This is a genomic window from Lapidilactobacillus gannanensis (assembly GCF_003946675.1).
Classification (GTDB): domain Bacteria; phylum Bacillota; class Bacilli; order Lactobacillales; family Lactobacillaceae; genus Lapidilactobacillus; species Lapidilactobacillus gannanensis.
On the sequence record NZ_RHOT01000004.1, the window covers coordinates 82,827 to 99,625 of the forward strand.

A 16,799-nucleotide genomic window follows, 5' to 3' on the forward strand; every position below is an offset into this window, starting at 1 on the left:
CAACCCCTTCTTCCAATTGGGGAAGACTTGGCACCAATCCACTGTTTTTACTTTTATCCGAATACTACTAGGCTTAATCTGCCTGCATTGCAGTTATGAACTTCCGAAAAGCAGCCTGACCATTAGCGGTCCGTTTGAAGACACCGGCATCTTCAAGGACGCGGGCGAAAACGTGGCCAACTTCTTGTTGCACGATATTTTCAACGTTATCTGTAGTTAATTGACCTTGATACTTAGCCGCCAATTGGTCGGCCCAAGTTTTATGATAAGCAGCAATTTCGTTGGGTTGTTGTAACAAGTATTTCTCAACTTCGCGCAATTCTGTTAACAACCGTGCTGGTAAGATGGCCAAGCCCATGACTTCGATCAAACCGATATTTTCACGTTTAATGTGTTGGACATCTTGATGAGGATGGAAAATACCATCTGGATATTCAGCTGAAGTTTGATTATCACGTAAAACCAAATCAAGTTGATAATCGCCATCATCATTTTTACTAGCGATTGGGGTCACCGTATGATGAGGCGTACCATCTGCCGCAAAGGCCTGAATTGATTGACTAGCATCAGAATAGCCTCGCCAAGCATCAAGTACTTCAGTAGCGGCATTGATCAAGGTGGCTTGGTCAGTACCCATTAAACGAATAACTGACATTGGCCATTTAACCGTACCAAATTTAACATCAGGATATTTGGCCCAAGCAAACTCATGGTCAATCGGCGCCTTCATCATCGCAAATTTATGACCGCCACCTTGATAATGTTCATGGCTCAGCATCGAGCCGCCAACAATTGGCAAGTCAGCATTACTGCCAGCCATGTAATGTGGAAACAGGGATAAAATCGTAAACAAGTTGGCAAAAGTTTGCCGATTGATATGCATTGGTTCATGAACCGTATCTAAGAAAATACAATGCTCATTAAAATAGGCGTAAGGTGAATATTGAAAACCCCAAGTTTGACCGTTCAAATCAAAGCGAACAATGCGATGGTTACTGCGGGCAGGATAATTGGCGCGACCTAAGTAACCTTCATTCTCAACGCATAACTGGCAAGCTGGATAAGTAGCAGGCGCCATTTTAGCGGCGGCGGCAATTGCTTTGGGATCTTTCTCTGGCTTGGCTAAATTGATGGTGATTTCCAAATTACCATAATCAGTGGCCACTTCATATTTAATGTTCTTCGCAATTTGCGAAGTTTTAACGTAATCATTACGCGTCGACAATTGATAAAAATAATCGGTCGCTGCTTGGGCTGAGTCCTGGTGATAAATCTTCCAGAAATGTTGGTTCACTTCACTCGGCAACGGCGTGATGAAATCAAGTAATTGCGCCTCCAGAATGTCTCGCGAACTCTGATCGTCAGTAATTTGTTGCTGACCAATCGCATAATCAACTAAGGCATTCGCTAAAGCAATCGGTTCATCGGCCGTTTCAGCAACAACCTCGGCAACATCAGCACCGCCAACCAAAGCAAGCAAACGATTTTGCAAATAAACTCGATCCAAGTCTTGATATTGTTGATTATCCTTAATGATCCAATTTAAAAATGAAAAAATTAAATTTATCTTTGCGGCCATGATTTATTCAATCTCCAAATCAGTTGTTGTAATTTTGTGAGGGCCATCAGCAATACTAGCCTCATAGAAACTAGCTTCATACCCAATTGTTTCAGCATAAACTTGACCGACATTTTTAATAAAAGCGGGAATGGCAGCTTGTTTGACTAAAGCAATCGCGCAACCACCAAACCCAGCACCAGTCATTCGGGCACCGAGCACATCCTGCTGTTGCCAAGCTGTATGCACTAGCGTATCCAACTCAATCCCGGTAACTTCATAATCATATTCCAAAGAAACATGGGAAGCATTGATCAGCCGACCAAACTTCGCTAAGTCATGATTTTCCAAAGCCGCTGCTGCTAAAATCGTCCGTTGATTTTCAAAAACCGCATGGCGAGCGCGCTTTAACAACGTCCCATCACCAACTGCGTAACTATATTCATCAAAAGTATTTTCATCGAATGCACCTAAGCTGGGCATGTCGCTAACTTTTTGCAAATTAGCCAAAGCTTGTTCGCACTCTGCTCGTCGCTCATTATATTTACTATCGCTTAACTTCCGTGGCTTATTGGTATTCATGATCACAATCCGATAATCACCAAGAGCTAGCGGATAATAATGATAGTCCAAGGTATTGGTGTCGAGGAAAATGGCCTGATCTTTACGGCCCATGCCAATGGCAAACTGATCCATAATTCCAGAGTTAACACCAATATATTGATTTTCAACTTGTTGGCCTAATTTAATTAAATCTAGTTGAGAACAGCCCATTTGATAAACATCATTTAAAATAGCACCTGTGAGTAATTCAATTGAGCTAGAGGAAGACAATCCTGAAGCCGCTGGTAAATTACCGTAGAAATAAATATCTAAACCATGGCTAAATTGCTGACCCTGCTTCTGCAAAATGGTAAAAACACCCTTGATAAAGTTAGTCCAACCATCTGCCTGTTTGAATTTCAAATCGGCCAAGTTAATAATTCGAATGCCTTCATTTTCAAAATTAGCTGAAAACAAATGTAATGTTTGATCAGTCCGTGGCGCTACCACCGCATAAGTTCCTAAGCTAATTGCTGCCGGGAAAACATGACCACCATTATAATCAGTATGTTCACCAATTAAGTTGATCCGGCCAGGTGCAAAATAGGATGCCGTTGCTGGCTGATTAAAAGTTTTTTCAAAATTCTGCGTAAGAGTTGCTAAATTCATCTTCGAAAACGCCTCATTTTCTTAAAATTTATCGCCTAACACGCCTATTTCTTTTTTGCGCCAGGCAACGATTATGTATGACGGCCGAAAAATCCGACCGCTGAGTTAGTAGCTAGGGACTCGCTGATAATTATCTGACGTACCCCGTAGTTTTTTGATTTGCTAAAACGTGTTCGGGCTGGTAAATGGCTATGCCTAATTTAAATAATGCTTCGATCTGGTTAACACCAGCTCAAATCATTATTTGAAGTTACGCTACGCCATAAAACCACCAACCCTCACACTCTATTTTTAAATGTGTTCGGGCTGGTAAATGGCTATGCCTAATTTAAATAATTGCTCGATCGGTTGTACCGCTCAATTAATTATTTGAAATTAGCCTACGCCAAAAGACCGGCACTCCTCACACTCTATTTTTGATCGTCGTAACCTGCCGGATGTTTTTCAGTCCATGTCCATGCAGTCGCAATGATTTTTTCAATATCATCATATTTAGGCTGCCAATGTAGTACTTCACGCGCCTTTTGTGATGAGGCAATTAGCGTACTTGGATCGCCAGCACGACGGCCAGCAATTTCGTATGGAATTGGGGCACCGGTTACTTTACGCGCTGCTTCAACAATTTCTAAGTTTGAGAAGCCAGTCGCTGAACCTAAATTGAAGGCGTTAGAATCATTGCCATCATTTAGATAATTCAATGCAAGAATATGAGCGTCAGCCAAGTCCATCACATGAACGTAGTCACGAACGTTGGTCCCATCTTTAGTCGGATAATCGCCACCGAAAATTTGTAATTTTTCGCGTTTACCACTAGCAACTTGTAACACAATCGGGATCAAGTGAGTTTCTGGATGGTGATCTTCGCCAATTGAACCGTCAGCCTTAGCACCAGCCACGTTGAAGTAGCGCAAAGCAACCCAACGTAAGCCGTCAGCGACATCAGCCCAGTGTGCGAATTTTTCCATGACCAATTTACTTTCACCATAAGGGTTGGTTGGTACTTGTGGTGTTGTTTCGGTAATTGGCATTTCTTTAGCTTCGCCGAAAGTTGCGGCTGTTGAAGAGAAGACAATTTTCTTAACATTATGAGCAATCATCGTTTCTAATAACACGATAAAACCATAATCATTATTGTCGAAATACTTCAATGGCTTCTCCATCGATTCGCCAACTAAAGAATTGGCGGCAAAATGAACCACGCCGGTAATTTCTTCTTTTTCAAAAACTTGACTTAAAAATTCCCGATCGCGTAAATCACCTTGATAGAATTTCGCTCGGGGATCGATTGCTGCCCGATGACCAGTTACTAAGTTGTCAACAACTACTACTTTTTGTCCTTGATCCAATAAGCGGTTGGTTGTATGTGAACCAATATAACCAGCGCCACCTGTGACTAAAATTGCCATTTTGACATCACCTCATAATTTAGTAAATGGTATAAAATATTTACTAAATATTTTATACCATTTTTTAGTTCAACTTGCAAGTACTCCTTACAAATTTGCTGACCATTCTAAGTTTACTATAAAAATTAACCCTTAGCCAAAAAACTCAAAATCTTTGTAAAAAGTTGATTTTATCATGACTTTACCATCTTAAACAATTGCCCAAAACCAGCGCTAATAATTGTGCAACTTGATGAATCAAAATCTGTCGGTTTGTTTGAAAAGTTTACTAAATAATTCTATAATTAAGCTTAAGTAATTACTAAACTAGTTAGGATGTTATTGATGGCAACAATTAAAGATATTGCCGCTCGAGCCCAAGTTTCTCCGGCAACAGTTTCCCGTGTTTTAAATTATGATCAAGACTTATCTGTCACAGATGATACCAAACAACGGGTTTTCGCAGCTGCTGAAGCCTTAAACTATCGCAAAAAAATCCGAGCAGAAAAAACTGCCCAAAAAATTGCCTTACTTACTTGGTACAATGAGCAGGAAGAACTTAACGATATTTATTATTTATCAATTCGTTTAGGCGCTGAAGAAAAAATTCAAGCAGCCGGTTTTTCTGTGCAACAGATTTCTCCTAATCAACCTCTACCTAATTCTGATAATTTCGCTGGAATGATTGCTATTGGTAAATTCAGTCCACAGCAAATTCAAAGTATTAAAGATACTAACCTAAATACAGTCTTTGTTGATTTTAATACGTTAACCTTTGGTTTTGACAGTGTAACAACTAACTTTCATTACCCAGTAAAAAAGATTATTAAATATTTTATGGATATGGACATTGAAGATATTGGAATGATTGCTGGGCAGGAGCTTACCAGTGATCATAAATTAAAAATAACTGATCAGCGGCTAACAACCTTCCGTAACATCATGCGTGACCACAAATTATTGCATCCGGAGTTTATTTTACAAGGTGCTTTTAGTGTTGACTCTGGGCAAAAGATGATGGCCCAGGCAATTATTGATTTAGGTGATCAATTGCCCCATGCTTTCTTTGCGGCTAATGACGCCCTAGCAATTGGCGCAATTCGTGCACTCCGGGAAGCCAATATTCCAGTTCCAGAACGAGTTTCAATTATTGGCTTTAACGACACAACCATTGCCAAGTATTTTAGCCCGCCAATCAGCTCCGTCAAAGTCGATACCAAATTAATGGGTCAAAAAAGTGTTGAGCTACTACTTGATCGCTTAGAAAACCAACGCGAAACCCCAATCAACTTAAACATTGGGACTGACTTGATTTTACGTGACAGTAGCCGTTAATCAAAATATTTAGTAAATTTCTCATAATTCAAATTAAAAAGCTCGTTGCCGACCTGATTCAATTGGTCAGTAACGAGCGCTTTTTAGATAATTTATTTTTGATTATCGGCAAGCGCCGCCAAGATAGCAGCTTGCTGGGGAATTGAAGGTAACGCGCCCATTTGTTGGACCGTTAACGCTGAGGCCTGAGTAGCATATTGTAAAGCAGCCACCAAATTGCTGAAATCAGGCGTCAATTTTGCCGCTAGCGCCCCAATAAACGTGTCCCCTGCGGCAGTTGTATCAACAACAGGCACAGTCAATCCAGGAATAATCCCTTGCTGATCCGCGTACGAATAATAACAGCCAGCAGCACCAAGCGTAATCACCACTGCCGGAATACCCAACTGATGGAAAAATGTCGCCGAAGCCTGCATTGAAGCTTGATCTGTAATTTGAATTCCGGTTAAACTAGCGCTTTCGGTCTCATTAGGCACAATCAAATCCGTTGAGGCTAACAGCTTAGCAGGTAAATTAGCGCGTGCTGGCGCCGGATTTAAAATAGTCGGTATTCGTGCCTGATGAGCAATTCGAAATGCGGCTATCGTCGCAGCTACCGGCGTTTCTAATTCAGCCACAATGAAATGCTGTTTTTCAATTATGGCTGCTTGAGCTGTCACCGTCGCTGCCGTAAGCAGATCATTGGCACCACTATTAATAATAATGGAATTTTGACCTGATGCTTGCAAAAGTACATAAGCTTGCCCAGTCACAGTTGAGCTGGTAACACCAACAGCGCCAATCTCAATTTGATTATCTTGTAACGTTTGGCGCATCATTTTACCATCAGCATCTGCCCCGACGTTACCAATAAAGGTCGTTTGTGCCCCCGAACGGGCTGCAGCAACGGCCTGATTAGCACCTTTGCCACCAGCTGCCGAAGTTAAGCCGGTCATTTTAATCGTTTCCCCGGGTAATGGTAACTGAGGAATTTGTAAAATTCGGTCAACATTAATACTGCCAACCACTAAGACACGTTGCATAATTTCACCTATTCCTGTTGAAGTTGACTTAAAGCCATAATTGCTGGTGTAATCCCATTTTTAAAAACATATGATCCTGCCACAAGTACATTAGCGCCAGCATTAACACACTGTTGCCCAGTCTGATCATTAATCCCGCCGTCGACCTCAATATCAAACTGATATTGGTTGGCTTGTTGAATCCGCTTGACTTGCGCAATTTTATTTAACATCTCAGGTAAGAATTTTTGGCCACCAAAGCCAGGACTAACCGTCATCACTAACACTTGATCAACAATTGGCAACAAATCAGCATAAGTACTAATTGCAGTCCCTGGATCAAAGGCAATTCCAGCCTTTTTCCCCAGACGATGAATTTCTTGAATTTGCCGATAAGGATGATCACTGGTCTCCGGATGAAAAGTTAAAATATCGCCACCAGCAACCGCAACATCATGAATCACTTGTTCAGGCTGATCAACCATAATGTGACAGTCCAACGTTAATTCAGTATGTTGCCGCAATTCACCAACGATTTTATCACCGAAATTAATGTTTGGTACATAATGACCATCCATGATATCAACGTGTAAATATTCAGCGGTGGTCGCTGCAATTTGTTCGATCTGATTCCCTAATTGAAATAAATCTGCACTTAATAACGAGGGTGCAACTACTGGCATTACCAAAACTCCCTTCAAGATAGCATTTCATAACCACATTCACTCTCTTCATTATAACTGTCAGCTACGCAAAACACGACTGAATTCACTAATGATTTGCAAGTTATTCAAAAAGTATGTTTCAGTCCAGTTTCACCTCTAGTTATTCTCTGAACTGTGGTCATGAAATCTTTGAATCACTTACAGACTTAGTTTAAGGATCGTGAAACCTTTTGAAACAGAATTAGTTTTGACTCCATTGCAGGCTGCGGGTTGTGGAACGCGGCCGGGATTGATTTGAGCTTATTGCTACGCAACAATCTCAAATACAACCCTTTGTCTAACTGCTAAAGCAGTAAGACAAATTTGGCTGCTACTCGCAAGCTCGGGCGCAAACAAAAACCATTGGCTGACAACCCGGTCCCTCCATTCCGTCTGGAGTTAAGTTAGTGATCTTCACTGTTGTAAGTGGTTAAGGCAGTGTTAGTAGGATTGATCAATTTAATTCACTCAGCAATAATAATTGAATAGCAAGACCAAAATAGCCTGTGTGATGTCTTTCGATTTTATCTCGAAAGATTGTCACACAGGCTTTGTAGTTCACTGCAATCTGATTTTCTTACAGTGGTGCTCAATTCTGTTAGTTTCATCTGGTGGTGGCTGGGCGATTGGCGTCAGGGAAGGGGGTTTCTTTGCGTACGAGCGATTTTGCGAGAAGCAGTGAAATTATTCTTAACGGTTTACCGTTTAGAATAAGGCTTGTATTTAAGATTTTTCGTAGAAAAAGCTTAAATCAATGCCCACGCCGTTCCACAACCCGCCGGCCGCAACGGAGTTATTATCTATTCTGCCTAATAATAACTTAGATTTAACACGCTGATTGCGCCTATAACTAAGTAAAAAAACCGAAAAAGAACACAACTGCATTACTACAGTTGTGTCCTTAATCAACTTATCTTAAGTTATTTCAAATCTTCCCATTTCCAGTTCGTTACTTCTGGCATATCGGTACCAGTTTGACGAATATAAGAATTATGATAAGAAATCTTATCATCCATCTTTTGAGCAAACTGAGCTGCTTTTGTACCATAAACAGCTACGGCAGCATCCTTAGATAAGTGGTAACGATCTAATTCGTTAACAACCCGCATATCAAATGGTGTGGTAATATCACCATTTTCACGATAGCCATGAATTAAGACATTACGGTTGTGACGATCAAAGAAGATATCACGAATCAAGCCTTCAAAGCCGTGGAATGCGAAGAGAACTGGTTTGTCCTTAGTAAAGTACATATCAAATTCTTCATCAGTTAAGCCACGAGGATTAACTCTTGGTGATTGTAATTTCAATAAGTCGACAACGTTGATGAAACGAATCTTCAAATCAGGATATTGTTTATGCAAAATAGAGATTGCAGCTAAACTTTCCCAGTTTGGTTCTGTCCCAGCAGCGGCGATGACAATATCTGGTTCACTATCATGATCAGTACTTGCCCAATCAATAATCTTTAAGCCTTTTTCAACTAAGACAGCTGCTTCATCAGCTGAGTACCATTGTGGCCGTGGATGTTTCGAAGCAACGATCAAGTTGATCTTTTCTTCGCTAGCAAAAGCTTTATTAGCAACTGCCAATAAACTATTAGCATCTGCTGGTAAATATTCACGGATGAATTCTGGTTTCTTGTCAGCTAAGTGACCTAAAATACCAGGATCTTGGTGAGTGTAGCCATTGTGGTCTTGTTGGAAAGAAGTAGAAGTATCCACAATATTCAATGATGGATAATGTTTACGCCAAGGTAATTCACTAGCCTTACGCAACCACTTGAAGTGTTGGGTCAACATTGAATCAACTACCCGCAAGAAAGCTTCGTAGCTTGAGAAGAAGCCATGACGACCAGTTAAGACATAGCCTTCTAACCAGCCTTCAGCTTGATGTTCTGAAAGCTGTGAATCAATAATACGACCTTCAGGTGCTAAGAATTCATCATTAGGTTCCTTGATGCCTTCTTCCCATTGCCGTTTGCTAGCTTCGAAGATAGGTGCTAAACGGTTTGACATTGTTTCATCAGGGCCAAAGATGCGGAAGTTATCTGGATTTTTGACAATGACATCACGTGCCCATTTACCAAAGACAGTCATATCTTGGGCTTCAATTTCACCATGTTGTGAATTGTCCAAAGTATATTCGCGCCAATCTGGTAATTTCAATGGCCGAGGATCTAGGCCACCATTGGTAATTGGGTTAGCTGCCATTCGCTGAATTCCTTCAGGTACTGTGGCTTTGATTTCTGGTTTTAAAGTCCCATTTTGATCGAATAATTCTTCAGGGCCATAAGATTTCAACCAAGCAACTAATTTGTCAGCATGTTGCATATCGCCTTGGTCAACCGGAATTGGAATTTGATGAGCTCGGAATGAATTTTCAATTGGCTTGCCATCCCATTCTTTAGGGCCAGTCCAACCTTTAGGTGCACGGAACACAATCATTGGCCAGACAGGGCGAGTTGAATCGTTGTTCTCACGAGCATGTTTTTGAATTGCTTTAATTTTTTCAATAACTGTATCCATGGCTTTAGCCATTTCAGGATGCATCTTTTCAGGATCATTGCCTTCAACAAAGACTGGTTCCCAACCCATACCTTCAAAGTACTTCGTCAATTCTTCGTCAGTTTTACGTGAAAGAATTGTTGGGTTAGAAATCTTGAAACCATTCAAGTTCAAGATTGGTAAAATTGCACCATCTTTAATTGGATTAATGAAACTAGTTGATTGCCAAGAAGTAGCTAATGGACCAGTTTCAGCTTCGCCATCACCAACAACGGTTGCCGCAATCACTTCTGGGTTGTCAAAAATTGCACCAACACCATGAGAAATTGAATAACCTAGCTCGCCACCTTCGTGGATTGAGCCTGGAGTTTCAGGAGCAGCATGAGATGCAACACCACCTGGGAATGAGAATTGCTTGAACAATTTGCCCATACCTTCAGTGTCTTCAGTGATATTTGGATAAATTTCAGTGTACGAGCCATCCAAGTATGAGTTAGAAACCATGACTTGGCCACCATGACCTGGTCCTTCAATATAGAACATATTTAAACCATATTTCAGAATAGCCCGGTTTAAATGTGCATAGATAAAGTTTTGGCCAGCGATTGTTCCCCAATGACCAATTGGGTGAACTTTAACATCACTTGCTTCAAGTGGCCGTTGTAATAAAGGATTAGCCTTTAAATACAATTGACCAACTGAAATATAGTTAGCTGCACGCCAGTATTCATCAACGAGTTTTAAATATGCTGGTGATGAGTAATCGACGTTTGTCTTTACTGAATCCATAATTTGCCTCCTACTGACAATTTAACTTAACTTCATTCAACATCTTTATCATACTAAAAATATTGAAAAAGTCAACCATTTTACAAATTGATACGTTCCAATTAATGTAACCCTTTTCTAAGCAACTACACCAACATTCTACCTAAATAAAAAAGGTAAAAGCAAGCAAACTGCCTTAACGACAATCGCTTACTTTTACCAACAAATTAATCATCAATCGTGACAAAAGTATTGTATTTCATATATTTGTAGTGGAGCCGCATACGTGAATACTCAAAAGGGGTGCCGTCATCTAAGAAAAACACACCAGCCATTACCCCAACGGGCTCATTGGGTTGCAACTTCAGCTGTTGCTGATCTTCCTTAGTTGAAGGCTCTGCCGAAATTGTTAAATAGGACTTTGTCACGGCCTGATTTTTTTCCTTCTGTAAATAATTAAAAATAGAACCAGAAACAATTTGTCGTGACAGTTCAGGCATAATTTTTATTGGGATATAGCCACTTTCAATCATAAAAGGCTCGTCATCAAATAACCGTAGCCGCTTAATTTCATAAACGAAATCATCATTTTTCAGGAATAAATCTCGTTTCAACTCAGCTTGCGGTCGAACTACTTCGAAATTTAATAAAGAAATCCCCGGTTTACGACCATTCATTTGAAAGCTATCAGTGACACCCAAATTAGAGCCATTATTATAATGAAATACGGAGTCATTCTTCAAATAAAGTGGGTTAATAAAAGTCCCTGACCCACGTTTTTTAAAAACAATGCCTTGATCTGCTAAAATACTTAACGCACGTTTCACCGTACTGCGGCTCACCTGATATTGTTCACTCAGCGAGCGCTCGTCCGGTAATTTTAAATTGGGATAATCGCCAGCAACGATTTGTTTCTTTAAGGTACTCAAAAGTTGGCGATAAACTAAATCAGCCATTTGTAACGTCCCTATCTTTTCGGATTTGTCGAATTGGTTAAGTTGAATCTATCTAAGGCTAATCTTACTTAATATGAACTGATTTTGCAAAAAAGAATGTTGAACTACATTAAAAATCGGTTATTTTATTTAACTCAAAGCTAACGCTATACTTAGCCAATCACTTATCTTTTTCAATTACAATAATGCAAGTACTGATATTTCTATAAAAGCTCAGTATGGCGAAATAATATCACCATACTGAGCTTTTAATTAATGCTGGTTAATTTTTATGGTAGATTGTAAAATTTAAGTTGAACATATTAGTGGGCAGAAAAACCCATAAAGGTCTTTAATGGTGTCACCACAACATTCCACTAGAAAGAAGGACCTTTATGGGCACCACTATTTTATCATTTGAAGACCGCGTTGTCATCGAAACACTTCATCATGAAAAGCACTCACTTCAATATATTGCCGATTATTTAGGCTTTAGTAAAACCACTATCTTTAATGAGGTTCATCGCTTAGCTGGTGAGTATCACGCAGTTAAGGCTCAAACTGACCATGAAGTTAAACTTAGTCATCGTGGTCGTAAAACCATCTTAACGACTAACCTAAAGCGATTGATTGAAGTTGTTCTCTACGGATTCTTGGCAGTTTCTCACTGCTACTAATTTCTTGATGAGCTACTGGCATCCTGTTTAAGTAGCGCCGCAAATTTGATTTTAAAAACATGGTCAGCGTGAAAGCCGCTAAAAGTATCACGGTAACGTAAGCTAGCTGATTCAAATAGTAAATACACATCTGGGCCAACTGATTTGATTTGTTCAAGATATGGCGGTAAATCTACGCTGGCAACAACCTCGTCACTGTCTAAATTCAAGTCCCGACTATTATGAGGATTTTTGAATACCAATAGTTTCGAATCTTTCTGACCATACGATTGGGAGAAAATCAGATAATCTTTATAATAACTAATCCCCTGAATATCCTTCTCCGTGAAGAAATGCTGCGCACCATTGGTGGCAATCTCAGTTGGCGCAGTGACCTGACCATTATCAGTAATTGGCAAGTCTACCAAAATTCCAGCGGCGTTTTTATCAAAATAGCCAACAGTCAACTGATGATCGTGATAAGCCAAGTAAGAGGCGTCGTTGAGCATGGGTAATGAAACCCGCGCATCGTAAACCACCGACCGCCGGCTAACTGCAAAATTATCTTGATCCAGTGTGGACTCGTCTAACGCCGCTAAGGCTGCTAAATGTTTTTTTCGGGTGGCGATCCATAATCGTCGATTAAGGGGATCATAGGCCAGTCCACCAACATGTGGATCCCCTGGTAAAACAATATTTTTAACATGCAAGCCCGTTTTCTTACTCAATACATAAAGTACCGAATGGTGACGATGATCACGACTATACGCCGAAATAACCAGGTACTTATCAGTAATGGCTAGGCCTTGAGGATCCATTTGCGTACTGGTTGCTAGTCGTGGTGGCCGCCCCATCGTCAATGTCCGCGTTTGGTCTAACCCTGGGATTGCGAAACAAGCTGGCTGTGCATCACGATCAATCAGCGTCTTAAGTGCTGGATACGCAGTTGTTAATTTCTGATAAAATTCATCAGTTCGATAGATACTAGGCGACACATTCGTCCCATCATTAAGAACTTCCTGTGGGGAACTAGTAGCCATTTTCTTTTTATTCGTGGCAGTACAACTGCTCAGTAGCATCAGCGAGCCAATTACCTCAAAAATAATGGCTAGACGTAAAAAACGATTTTTAGTTGATTTCATAATCTCACCATGCTCATTTTAACAGCAACATCCAATTTTGCACGTCTTCTGAACTGCCACGAGTAATTAAATAAAACTAATGGTTAGTTGATTACTTAGCAGATTGACTAACTGCTGGCGGTAATTGATTCCAGTGATCACATCGATAATCTATTTTTTGGTCATTCAAACTTGCTGTAAATTCCGAAACGCTACAATTCACCAAGGAAACACCGTCACGAATTTTACTTAGGGGGGTACCCTGTAAATAATTCAATGTTGCCCGCAAAATAACGCCATGGGCAACTACGAGAACACGGCCTTGTGGGTAGGCCTGCACAATTTGATCAAAAGCCCGCTGACCACGATCTACTAGATGTTGATAACTTTCACCACCAGTTAACTGGGCATCATACTGCTCCGGATGATGCAAATAGTTATCTAATAATTGCCCTTGTGGCAAAGTAGCAATGGGCAAGCCATCCCAGCGACCCATATTAAATTCACGCAAATCTTCCAGAATCGTGGTTGCCACTGGTTGCGCGTGCTGCTGTAAAATCAAATCTAGCGTCGTTTGGGCACGTTGTTGCGGCGAAACATAGGCATGATCAAAAGATTGGTTTTTCAAAAATTGCCCTAAATTTTTAGCCCCTGCAACACCCTTGTCTGTTAAAGGACTGTCCACATTACCACCATTCATTAAATTCAGGCGATTATTTTCAGTTTCGCCATGGCGGACGATAAAAAGTTTTGTCATGTTCGAACTCCTTACATTTTCATTCGTATAAACCTACTTTTATTCTAGCATACCGTGATAATTGCGACTTCCAACCACTAAAACCTAGTTCATGTGTTAAAACAGAATTGCGGATGACGCTATTGCGGGCTTGCTGATTGTGAAACGCAACCGGCATTGATTTGAGTCAATTACAAGTTCAAAACCACTAAAACCATGGTGAAGTTTTGAAACAGACTTGCGTCTGACTGCATTGCGGGCGTTTTGGTTGTGGAACGCGGCCGGCATCGGTTGAAGCCAATTGAAAACCAAATTGTCTCCAACACGAGCCCTTGTCTAACTGCTAAAGCAGCAAGACAAATTTGGCTGCTACTCGCAGGCTCGGGCGCAAATACAAACTATTGGCTGACAACCACGCCCTCCATTCCGTCTGGAGTTAATTTTAGTTCACTTCACGTTTGTTAGTGTTTAAGACAAACATTGTGGAGTCGCTCAACGACGCTATTAGACTGCGACTAAATCTTGAACAGTAATACTAAAATAGTCTGATTCAGGATGTTCAACTTTGCCGCAAGCTGATTTTTCAACTCTATTTAGCTTGTCAGTCAAGCTATTAGTTCACCTTAATCTGATTTTCTATATAGTAGTACTTAATTCTGTTAGTTTCTACCGGTGGTGGCTGGGCGATTGGCGTCAATGGTGAAATTATTGTTAGAGTGTGAGTAGCAGCGTTTTTTCGGCGTAGAGTAACTGCAAATAATTGCTTGAGCTGGTGCAACCAGATCGAGTGATTATTTCAGTTAGTCATAGCCGTTTGCTGCTTCGAACACGTTTGGTGCTTTAGCACTTACAATAAGCTCAAATCAACGCCCACCATGTTCCACGCCCATAAAATCGCCCAGCCACCACCAACTCCTAATTGGGGAAGTCTTGGCACTATCTATGTTTCAAAACCAAATTGCTGAGCCCCTGCATTCTCTAAACTAGGGAGCGACTTAAACCCAATTTTCCACAAATAAAACTGAATTCTTTTTGGCAGCGATATCAGAATGGAGTAAAATAGTTGGCAGGTATCTATCTAGTGATTGGCGCTGTCCAATTGCTGACTAAATCGTGTTCGAAGTGATAATAGCTATCCTCAACTTGATTAAGCTTTTTCTAAAAAAACACTAATTTTCACAACTCATTTGAAACGGAGGACTTGTTGATGCGCAAGTCATATATGATGGCGATTGACGAAGGGACTACAAGTACGCGGGCAATTATTTTTGATCATCAAGGGCGTAAAGTTGCTGATGCTCAAAAAGAGTTTCCTCAGTATTTCCCACAACCTGGCTGGGTGGAACACAACGCTAATGAAATTTGGACAGCCGTGCTTTCCACAATCGCCACGGTATTTATTGATTCTGGGATTCAGTCTGATCAAATCCAAGGAATCGGCATTACAAATCAGCGTGAGACTACTGTCATTTGGGATAAAACGACTGGCCAGCCAATTTACAATGCAATTGTTTGGCAGTCGCGGCAAACTAATCAGCTTGCCGCAAAATTACGAGCTGACGGTTGGGAAGAAAAAATCCATCAAAAGACTGGCCTGCTAATTGACGCTTATTTTTCGGCAACTAAAGTACGCTGGCTGCTCGACAAAGTACCTGGCGCCCAAGAGCGTGCGGAAAAAGGCGAATTGCTTTTTGGTACGATCGATAGTTGGTTGACTTGGAAATTAACTGGCGGACGAGTTCACGTTACGGATTATACCAATGCCAGTCGCACCATGTTATTTAACATTCATGACTTAACTTGGGATCAAGAAATTCTAGATTTACTGAATATCCCTCGGAAAATGCTACCCGAGGTTGTCAGTAACTCGCAAGTTTACGGTCATACTTTACCGCGCCATTTTTATGGCAATTCCGTGGCAATCGCTGGTTTAGCTGGTGATCAGCAGGCAGCACTTGTTGGCCAGCTGGCGCTACATAAAGGCATGGTTAAAAACACTTATGGCACTGGTTCTTTCATTGTCATGAACACCGGCACTAAACCGACAATTTCTCACAACAAGCTATTGACCACGATTGGTTACGCCCTAGACGGTCAAATTAATTACGCCCTTGAAGGCTCAGTTTTTGTGGCTGGTTCAGCACTACAATGGCTCCGTGATAGCATGAAAATGTTAAACTCAGCACCGGAATCTGAACAAGCTGCTTGGCTATCCCAAAGTAAAAATGAAGTTTATGTCGTCCCCGCCTTCACGGGCTTAGGCGCACCTTATTGGGATAGTGATGCGCGTGGGGCTGTTTTCGGCCTAACCCGCGGTACCACCCGCGAGGACTTTATTAAAGCCACTTTACAGTCGCTAGCTTATCAAACCCGCGATGTCGTTGACACTATGAATCGCGACACTGGCTTAAGCATTCCTGCCCTACGTGTTGATGGTGGCGCTGCTAAAAATAGTTACTTAATGCAATTTCAAGCTGATTTGTTAAATATTCCGATTGAACGAGCTGAGAATTTGGAGACCACCGCGATGGGTGCCGCCTTCTTGGCTGGCCTCGCAGTAGGTTACTGGCAAAATCTTGAAGAAATCCAGCATATTTTCAAAATCGGCCAAACCTTTGAACCGCTGATGAAAAACAACGAACGTGAAAAACTTTATCACAGCTGGCAAAATGCCGTCGCGGCAACGCGGATGTTTAGGAACTGATCTGATTCTTAGCTAACTTTTTCTTGTCGCTAATAAATAATTTCCACCGTTAGCAACTCAAAGTTAATTGACACCAACAAAATCAACATCGCAAAAAAAAGGCGCTACAATATTTGAAGTGGATAGACATCTTGTCTTGAAGCTTCTTTTTCTATACCATTAATATTTAGACACGCA

Annotated in this window: 11 protein-coding genes and 1 pseudogene; 3 read left to right on the forward strand and 9 right to left on the reverse strand. The window is 41.0% G+C overall.

The features are described 5' to 3' along the window. Positions 1 to 73 precede the first annotated feature (73 nt). The 3 genes from galT to galE form a co-directional block, all read right to left on the reverse strand. Positions 74 to 1,579, reverse strand: a complete 1,506-nt coding sequence (gene galT, locus EKM81_RS02165) for a UDP-glucose--hexose-1-phosphate uridylyltransferase (protein WP_125647743.1) — start codon at positions 1,577 to 1,579, stop codon at positions 74 to 76. Between the two features lie 3 nt (positions 1,580 to 1,582). Continuing rightward, positions 1,583 to 2,770 carry a galactokinase gene (locus tag EKM81_RS02170; RefSeq protein ID WP_125647746.1) on the reverse strand — a complete coding sequence of 396 codons (1,188 nt, stop codon included), beginning with the start codon at positions 2,768 to 2,770 and terminating at the stop codon, positions 1,583 to 1,585. Positions 2,771 to 3,180: 410 nt separating this feature from the next. Continuing rightward, entirely contained in the window at positions 3,181 to 4,176 is a 996-nt protein-coding gene (gene galE / locus EKM81_RS02175; protein WP_125647749.1) for a UDP-glucose 4-epimerase GalE, read from the reverse strand. A gap of 324 nt (positions 4,177 to 4,500) precedes the next feature. On the opposite strand from galE, the gene EKM81_RS02180 reads away from it, so the two are divergent. Beyond that, positions 4,501 to 5,490, forward strand: coding sequence for a LacI family DNA-binding transcriptional regulator (locus tag EKM81_RS02180; protein WP_164509173.1), 990 nt, complete (start codon positions 4,501 to 4,503; stop codon positions 5,488 to 5,490). A gap of 92 nt (positions 5,491 to 5,582) precedes the next feature. On the opposite strand, the gene rbsK is transcribed toward EKM81_RS02180, so the two are convergent. The 4 genes from rbsK to EKM81_RS02200 form a co-directional block, all read right to left on the reverse strand. After that, positions 5,583 to 6,512 (reverse strand): ribokinase, encoded by a 930-nt coding sequence (gene rbsK / locus EKM81_RS02185; protein ID WP_125647755.1) that lies wholly within the window; start codon positions 6,510 to 6,512, stop codon positions 5,583 to 5,585. 8 nt (positions 6,513 to 6,520) lie between these two features. After that, positions 6,521 to 7,174, reverse strand: a complete 654-nt coding sequence (rpe, locus tag EKM81_RS02190; RefSeq protein WP_125647758.1) for a ribulose-phosphate 3-epimerase — start codon at positions 7,172 to 7,174, stop codon at positions 6,521 to 6,523. A 941-nt stretch (positions 7,175 to 8,115) separates the two neighbouring features. Beyond that, positions 8,116 to 10,491 (reverse strand): phosphoketolase family protein, encoded by a 2,376-nt coding sequence (locus tag EKM81_RS02195; RefSeq protein ID WP_125647760.1) that lies wholly within the window; start codon positions 10,489 to 10,491, stop codon positions 8,116 to 8,118. A gap of 206 nt (positions 10,492 to 10,697) precedes the next feature. Then, on the reverse strand, positions 10,698 to 11,426 hold the full coding sequence (locus EKM81_RS02200; protein WP_125647763.1) for a GntR family transcriptional regulator: 729 nt from the start codon (positions 11,424 to 11,426) through the stop codon (positions 10,698 to 10,700). 374 nt (positions 11,427 to 11,800) lie between these two features. On the opposite strand from EKM81_RS02200, the pseudogene EKM81_RS02205 reads away from it, so the two are divergent. Beyond that, positions 11,801 to 12,040 (forward strand): annotated as a pseudogene (locus EKM81_RS02205) (helix-turn-helix domain-containing protein); the annotation flags it as partial. A 38-nt stretch (positions 12,041 to 12,078) separates the two neighbouring features. On the opposite strand, the gene EKM81_RS02210 reads toward EKM81_RS02205, so the two are convergent. Together EKM81_RS02210 and EKM81_RS02215 are read right to left on the reverse strand one after the other, a co-directional pair. Beyond that, positions 12,079 to 13,203: a hypothetical protein gene (locus tag EKM81_RS02210; RefSeq protein ID WP_125647766.1), complete on the reverse strand. Its 1,125-nt coding sequence runs from the start codon at positions 13,201 to 13,203 to the stop codon at positions 12,079 to 12,081. Between the two features lie 91 nt (positions 13,204 to 13,294). Next, the gene (locus EKM81_RS02215) at positions 13,295 to 13,939 is read right to left on the reverse strand and encodes a histidine phosphatase family protein (RefSeq protein WP_125647769.1); all 645 of its coding nucleotides are present in this window, start codon (positions 13,937 to 13,939) and stop codon (positions 13,295 to 13,297) included. A gap of 1,186 nt (positions 13,940 to 15,125) precedes the next feature. Here EKM81_RS02215 and glpK point away from each other — a divergent pair. Further along, positions 15,126 to 16,622: a glycerol kinase GlpK gene (gene glpK / locus EKM81_RS02220; protein ID WP_125647772.1), complete on the forward strand. Its 1,497-nt coding sequence runs from the start codon at positions 15,126 to 15,128 to the stop codon at positions 16,620 to 16,622. Positions 16,623 to 16,799: the final 177 nt, after the last annotated feature.

Bases quoted from the DNA above. Each gene is read 5' to 3' on its own strand.
- galT (WP_125647743.1), bottom strand. From the start codon at position 1,579: ATGGCCGCAAAGATAAATTTAATTTTTTCATTTTTAAATTGGATCATT.
- EKM81_RS02170 (WP_125647746.1), bottom strand. From the start codon at position 2,770: ATGAATTTAGCAACTCTTACGCAGAATTTTGAAAAAACTTTTAATCAG.
- galE (WP_125647749.1), bottom strand. From the start codon at position 4,176: ATGGCAATTTTAGTCACAGGTGGCGCTGGTTATATTGGTTCACATACA.
- EKM81_RS02180 (WP_164509173.1), top strand. From the start codon at position 4,501: ATGGCAACAATTAAAGATATTGCCGCTCGAGCCCAAGTTTCTCCGGCA.
- rbsK (WP_125647755.1), bottom strand. From the start codon at position 6,512: ATGCAACGTGTCTTAGTGGTTGGCAGTATTAATGTTGACCGAATTTTA.
- rpe (WP_125647758.1), bottom strand. From the start codon at position 7,174: ATGCCAGTAGTTGCACCCTCGTTATTAAGTGCAGATTTATTTCAATTA.
- EKM81_RS02195 (WP_125647760.1), bottom strand. From the start codon at position 10,491: ATGGATTCAGTAAAGACAAACGTCGATTACTCATCACCAGCATATTTA.
- EKM81_RS02200 (WP_125647763.1), bottom strand. From the start codon at position 11,426: ATGGCTGATTTAGTTTATCGCCAACTTTTGAGTACCTTAAAGAAACAA.
- EKM81_RS02210 (WP_125647766.1), bottom strand. From the start codon at position 13,203: ATGAAATCAACTAAAAATCGTTTTTTACGTCTAGCCATTATTTTTGAG.
- EKM81_RS02215 (WP_125647769.1), bottom strand. From the start codon at position 13,939: ATGACAAAACTTTTTATCGTCCGCCATGGCGAAACTGAAAATAATCGC.
- glpK (WP_125647772.1), top strand. From the start codon at position 15,126: ATGCGCAAGTCATATATGATGGCGATTGACGAAGGGACTACAAGTACG.